Raw genomic sequence first — 6,147 nt, 5'->3', positions numbered from 1 at the left:
TAATCAAATCAGAGGCCTGCTATATGAATATGGCATTGTCATCGCAAAAGGCAAAGAAAGCCTTAAAGCAGCATTACCTGACTTAATTGAAGATGCAGAAAATGGATTAACCGAAAGAGCTCGAGTCCACTTTACGCTGCTACACCAAGAGTGGGGCGCGATTGATGAAGCCATAAAGTCATCAGAAAAGGATATCAAACAGCAAGCCCTGGCTTCCGAAGGAGCTAAACTACTAATGCAAATAAAGGGAATAGGAGAGATTACGGCAACAGCCGTAGTCTCTTTTGCTGGTAATGGTTCGTCCTACAAGAATGGTAGACATTTTTCAGCCAATATCGGTTTAGTACCTAAGGAACATTCAAGCGGTGGAAAACAAAGTCTTGGTGGGATAACCAAGCGAGGTAACCGTTACCTCAGGAAGCTACTCATTCAATGTGCTTGGTCGATTATCAGGCACTGTAAAACAGCGCAAGATAGGTTGTCTGTTTGGGTTAAAACGCTCATCGAACGGCGTGGCAGTCACAAGTCTGCAGTCGCGCTGGCTAATAAGTTAGCAAGAACTGTTTGGGCCATTCTATTTAAGAAAACAGAGTTCAGAGCTGTTTAAATTTAAAGTTTAGAGTAAAGCAAACCATGTACTGCTAAATAGTAATGTAACAACAGGTAATACCGGCCTCTACAACCCCTGAGAGAATCCATGAACCAAAGAGTTCGGACGGACGGTTAAGGCGTAGAGGCGCGGTTCTCATTAAGGCCAGAGCACAAAGATGCTCATAAACAGGTCGGATATACGGATGCAGTAATATCTTTTGTTACTAACAAATTAGCTATTGAATCTATCGAGGTGTCCATATATGGAGGGAATGCCAAAAAATGTAGGGAACATTTTTGGCCCTGTTTCGGAAGCTCACCGGCGCACCTACACCGAGTTATCTGTCTCTTCGATTTAGCCGCATTTGGTATCCATTAGCTTGATTAAGCGCATATTTTGGGGATGAGGGAGTGTTAGACTTTCGGCTCTAGCCGTCATCAGATATGGAATAATCCTTGTGTGAATAATGCCTGTCATAGGGGTGAAAGATACTTGACTAAAACTAGGGGAAATGAGCACAAGCCTAGTGTATTGTGTTAATTTTTAAGGCGTTTGTAATAGATTCCTTGCACTAACTTCACTCCAAATTGCGTCTCCCGCTTCTGGAACAGTAATCAAGATCCAGACAAGACCTAGTAGAATACAGCAAACGCAGATCGATATTAATCCAGCAACAACTCTTCTGCGCGTTTCATTTGCTAGATAGTACTTAGGAAAAAAGACAGAGATTCCCGAGTACTTGAGCAGGAAGGGGACTTCTTTTCCACATTTGTGCAAAGTGGAAAGACCAATGGCCGCAGCTAGCCCCGAAATAAATCCAACTAACCAAATTCCGACAAAAATGTTCGCAATGAAATCCATGCTCATAAGAGATATAACGCCTTGCTATGGGACGAGAGTTGGCTTGCTAAACTTGGTGAGGAAGGAACCCGAGCAAGCCGTTTCGAGTCCCATCCATTGGCAGCTTGTTATAATTTCCTACAAATATTTTTCAAACCAAGATACTAATTCTTCGTTTGCAGCTGCTTTGTTGTTCATTAAACCATGATCATCCCGAGGATAGACCACAAGTTTATGTGGTATTTCATTTTTTGATAAAGCTGCCGCTAGCTCAATTGAGCTATTCACTGGTACCCGTTTATCATTTTCGCCATGCAAAAGTAAAATAGGAACATCATGGGGTAACTGATCTACCCATTTTAATACTGAGCGTTTCTCTAATTCTGCAATCTTGTTTTTCTCATAATTTGGAATTCGATGAACAAAAACTTTCTCCATCTCAGGGCGAAAATCTAGTTCTTTCAATAGATCTGTAGGGCTGGCAATAGTTGCTATTGCTTTAATAATTTTTGAATGTCTAGCAGCTAAAAATGTTTGCATACCACCTCGGCTCGCACCAAACATGCCGATACGGTTTGAGTCTGCATTTTTAATTTTTGGAATATACTTTAATAATTCAGTGACATCATTTACATCCTTGCCACCAAATTCATCAAGTAAAATGTCTTTTGAACTCGATTGTCTATATTGACTACCAATGATCACAAACCCTTCATTGGCGATGGGAAATAAGTTGTGCATCATAGAACCAAACACAACGGAGCCGAAACTGCCATTTCCTCCCCGATTGTATACCAAAACTGGTAATGCTTTCTTATTAGGTGACTTGGGTTTAATCAAATAGCCATCGATATCAAGTCCATCCACTTGATATTTAAATGTAATGCAGGATAGGTTTTGCCTATAGTGATTAAACTTGTGTTCTCCAAACATTGAATCGAATTGCGCCATTCCTTTTGCTAATTTTTCTGTTGATTTAATCCTTTTTTTACGCTGGCTTTCTATAAAGCTTCGCCATGAATCATAGTCAGAAAAGATGGACCTAAAACAATCGAGTTGCTCTGTTATATTCTCGTCAGCAATTAATTCCTCTGCATTGCTAGCAAATGACGAAAAAAATAAAATACAAATTAAAAGATATTTTTTCACATAAACTCCTTTTTCTGTGATTGATTGAACTTAGACAAATGGGGTTAGAGTAGAGTTTTTAAGCGGCTTAGTTCGCACACATTATGATTGGCTTCTTCTTTCCCTAAATGGCGTACCCGTTAGCTTGATTACGAGTTTGCCCGGCTCTGTCCTTGGTTGGTCATACTTTAATCTACCTTATTGGCAGGACTCAATAGATGTATCACATTTTTACGGCGAATTTTAATTAAGAAAGAATGACTTGTATTTGCGGGCATCAGATATCGTTAAATCGAAGAGACGTTAGACACCCAGTGTAAACACGATTTTGGCCCTCGGCGGCAGGGAAGCCGCCGTGGAGCGTATAGGGACATATTCACAGCGTGCCAAAATAGTGTTTGCACGATCCCCGCCGGGCAGGCGTTAGGTTGCCATGAAGGTGCGAGCTTCAAATTCTCGTTCAAACACCACTTCAGCTAAGGGCTGAAATCTTCAAAGGCTAAGCATACGCCGCTGAGTATGCAGATCAAAAACCTAATTTTGCCTCGTAAATGCTTGGCAAATATTCTGCTCGCCTATCTGCTTGGCACGCTTGAGTGCCACCTCGGCATTACTCAGGTACTGCTCCAGGTTTTGGCCCGTCTGGTAGCTGGCGATCCCCATGCAGATCCCTGTACCCAGGCCGATCTCGTTGAGGCCATTTAACGACTTCACTGCGAAGTGGTGGGCGTCGTCCGAGCTGGTGTCCGGCAGTATCACGATCAGCTTGCCCAGCTGCCAGTGTGACATCTGGTAGTTGACCGGCAGGGTCCTGAGGATATGGATCTCCACCTCGCGCTGACGGTTTTCCAGCTGGCCGATATCACTCATGTGGCTCAGCATGCTCTCGGCGGTGATGTCGATCAGCAGCAGGCTAGAGTGCTCGCGGCTGACGGGGCTGAGTGACTTGAAGTAGTCGTCCAGATCCCTGAGGTTCACCAAGATGGCGCTGCGGTGGGGGATGAAGTCGCCGGTGTCTTGCAGCAGGGCGCGCTTCTGCGCCTGCTCCAGGGTGCAGACGATATGTTCTATCTCACCGGCGGCGTCCAGGTGGCCCTTGAGGGTCGCCTGCAGGCAGGTGTTCTCCTTGCTGTTGGGGTCACAGAGGATCTGCCCCTTCCAGCTGCCCTGTAGCAAGATCTGCTGGGTGATCCTCGGCCACTGGGAGCTGAGGTCGTTGTTGAGCAGATCCGTGAGGTTCTTGCCCTGAATGTCGTGGATGGAGACCAGCTGCATGAAGGCCTGGTTGGCCAGCTCCAGCATGCCGTTAGCCTGCACCAGGGCGCAGGGGATGGCGTTGTCGTTCAGTAGCTCGTTGAGCTTGGCCTGATGCTGGACCTTTCTCAGCTGAGACACATCTTCGAAGGTGACCAGATAGTACTTTTCCTGACGGCTGCGGCGCGGCGAGCTGGTGACAGTGATCGCCAGATGGCTACCGCCGGGCGAGTCGAAGTCGATGACGCCTTGCCACTTGTGATTAGCCTCAAGCTGGGCGGCGACCTCGGCGTACTGCTCGTTCTCGAACTGCAGGATCCGCTGCAGGTTACGATCTTGCAGCTCGTCCAGGGGCAGGCATAGTAGCTCGGCGGCCTTCTCGTTGGCGGTCATCACCCGGTTCTTGTCGTTGATGATCACGCAGCCGATATCCTGGTGGAACAGGCGGTGGGCCAGCTCGATACTGTATTCCCGCGAGCGCTGGCCGATGCGATAGGAGTGGCTCAGCAGGATCAGCGCCAGTGCCAGCAGGGTGAGCACCACTGCGCCGACGATTAAGATGTTGCGCCACTCGGAGAACAGCTCGGCGATGGCGTCGTTGCGCACATAGGAGACCAGGTAATATTCCCGGCGCGTCTCATACTGGGTGGTCAGCTCTATCTTTAGGTAGACGAAGGTGGCGTCGTCGCCATGGAACTGGCCGAAGTTGCTCATGGCCATCTTGCGCCACAGCGCCGGATAGGTCTGGCGCAGGCTGCCGCCCATGGTATCTGGGATGCGGTTGATGGTCGGCTTGCTCTCGGCGCCGGCATACAGCAGTCCCTGGGTGTCGAGCATCATGAGCGGCGACTCGGCGCTGGAGTAGGCGGGCTTGATGCTTTTCAGCATACGGCTCATGGACTGATAGGTCAGCAGGTAGCCGCGCACGCTCTGGTCGGGATTCTCAAGCCAGGCCAGCTGATACAGGTAAGGCTCTAGCTTGCCCTTGATGGGGGTAAACTCCAGCGGCGAGGTGTAGACCTCGTTGCCGCCCATGTTGCGCGCGCCGCCGAGCAAGGAGGGTGGTAGCGGGTCGCGGCTAAAGTCGTTGGTGGTGGAAAACTTATACTTGCCCTGGGGATCGAACAGGGCGATATCGAGCAGCTCGGGGATGTTGCGTATCATCACCTCCCAGCTCTGTTGTAGCTTAAGCTGACGCACCTCGCTGGGGATGGTCAGGTAGCGCTTGAGTAGCTCATCGTTGGCAAACATCTGGGTGCGGAACTGCTGGAAGGAGACCTTGTCGGCGATCAGGGTGCCGACAGATTGCAGTTCGCTGTATCTCTGGGTGGCCCAATCTTCCTGCAGGCGACGCTCGCCCAGGGTGATGATGACGTTGGTGAGGAGCAAGACGCTGATCAGCAAGATGATGATCTGGGTGACCACCGAGAAGATGCGTTGCGCAGACCAGTGCAGCCCCTGTCCGGCGATCAGTTGTGGTTGTTTCTGCGTCAGCATTGCAAGCGGTGTTTCCCCAGTGATTTTGCGGCTATGTTAGCATGATTTTCGCCGCAGAACACAGTCGGTTACAAACCGGCAACGCCCCGGTAAATCATCGGATGACGCCCAGGTAAATTAACCGACGACGCCGAGCTTTCTGTGTTTAAACTGCGCCTTGACATCGAGCACCAGGGCGCGGCATCTGTCGATATCCACCCCTTCCAGGCCCTCGATGGCCGACACCTGCACCTGGTCGATATAGCGAGGTGCCATACGGATAAAGTCCCACAGTGACTCATAAGCGCCCTTGAGCTTGGGCTGACAGTGTCTGAGGTAGGCGGCCTCGGTATCGGCGTTGAGCGAGATGGAGAGGGCGTCGACCACCTCGGCCAGCTCAGGCAGTATGTTGCGTCGGTGAAACAGGTTGCCAAGCCCGTCGGTGTTGACCCGCACTCTGCCGCCGCGGCGCTTGATCTCCCTTGCCACGCTAAGCAAGGTGGCTAGGTTGAGGGTAGGCTCGCCGTAGCCGCAGAACACATATTCGTCGAACTGGCTCACTTCGCCCAGTAGGGGGATGAGCTCATCGGCTTTTGGCTGATGGTCGAGATCAAGCTGATACTCATGTACCTGCTTGCTGCCGTTATGTTTGGGGCAGAACTGGCATCTCAGGGTGCAACGCCCCGTGATGTTGAGGTAGCGGCTGTTGCGAATGTCGTAGATTAAGGTGGACTGGATCATGGTACTCAAAGCTGTGATTGACTGGCCCTTGGCAAAATGAGTTGCAAGGAGAATGGCAGGAGTCTAGCGCGTTTGGCGCGGCGAAAACCTCTGCTGGATCAAAAAGGGAGGCTAAG

Annotated in this window: 4 protein-coding genes; 1 reads left to right on the top strand and 3 read right to left on the bottom strand. The window is 49.8% G+C overall.

Translation table 11 applies throughout. The features are described 5' to 3' along the window. Positions 1–607, top strand: a 607-nt coding sequence (locus AYI87_RS17655) for an IS110 family transposase (protein WP_144201238.1), incomplete at its 5' end; no start/stop codon positions are given. Between the two features lie 963 nt (positions 608–1,570). Here AYI87_RS17655 and AYI87_RS17650 read toward each other — a convergent pair. The 3 genes from AYI87_RS17650 to AYI87_RS17640 all read right to left on the bottom strand — a co-directional run bounded on the left by AYI87_RS17650 (position 1,571) and on the right by AYI87_RS17640 (position 6,031). Further along, positions 1,571–2,581 (bottom strand): alpha/beta hydrolase family protein, encoded by a 1,011-nt coding sequence (locus AYI87_RS17650; RefSeq protein ID WP_144203995.1) that lies wholly within the window; start codon positions 2,579–2,581, stop codon positions 1,571–1,573. 513 nt (positions 2,582–3,094) lie between these two features. Next, the gene (locus AYI87_RS17645; protein WP_144203994.1) at positions 3,095–5,311 is read right to left on the bottom strand and encodes a PAS domain-containing protein; all 2,217 of its coding nucleotides are present in this window, start codon (positions 5,309–5,311) and stop codon (positions 3,095–3,097) included. Between the two features lie 117 nt (positions 5,312–5,428). Further along, positions 5,429–6,031, bottom strand: coding sequence for a TatD family nuclease-associated radical SAM protein (locus tag AYI87_RS17640; protein WP_144203993.1), 603 nt, complete (start codon positions 6,029–6,031; stop codon positions 5,429–5,431). Positions 6,032–6,147 lie beyond the last annotated feature (116 nt).

Origin of the sequence: Shewanella sp. KCT, from assembly GCF_007636505.1 — a bacterium.
In the GTDB taxonomy this organism is placed as follows: domain Bacteria; phylum Pseudomonadota; class Gammaproteobacteria; order Enterobacterales; family Shewanellaceae; genus Shewanella; species Shewanella halotolerans.
This window is presented reverse-complemented; position numbering and strand designations above follow the sequence as displayed.

Bases quoted from the DNA above. Each gene is read 5' to 3' on its own strand.
- AYI87_RS17640 (WP_144203993.1), bottom strand. From the start codon at position 6,031: ATGATCCAGTCCACCTTAATCTACGACATTCGCAACAGCCGCTACCTC.
- AYI87_RS17645 (WP_144203994.1), bottom strand. From the start codon at position 5,311: ATGCTGACGCAGAAACAACCACAACTGATCGCCGGACAGGGGCTGCAC.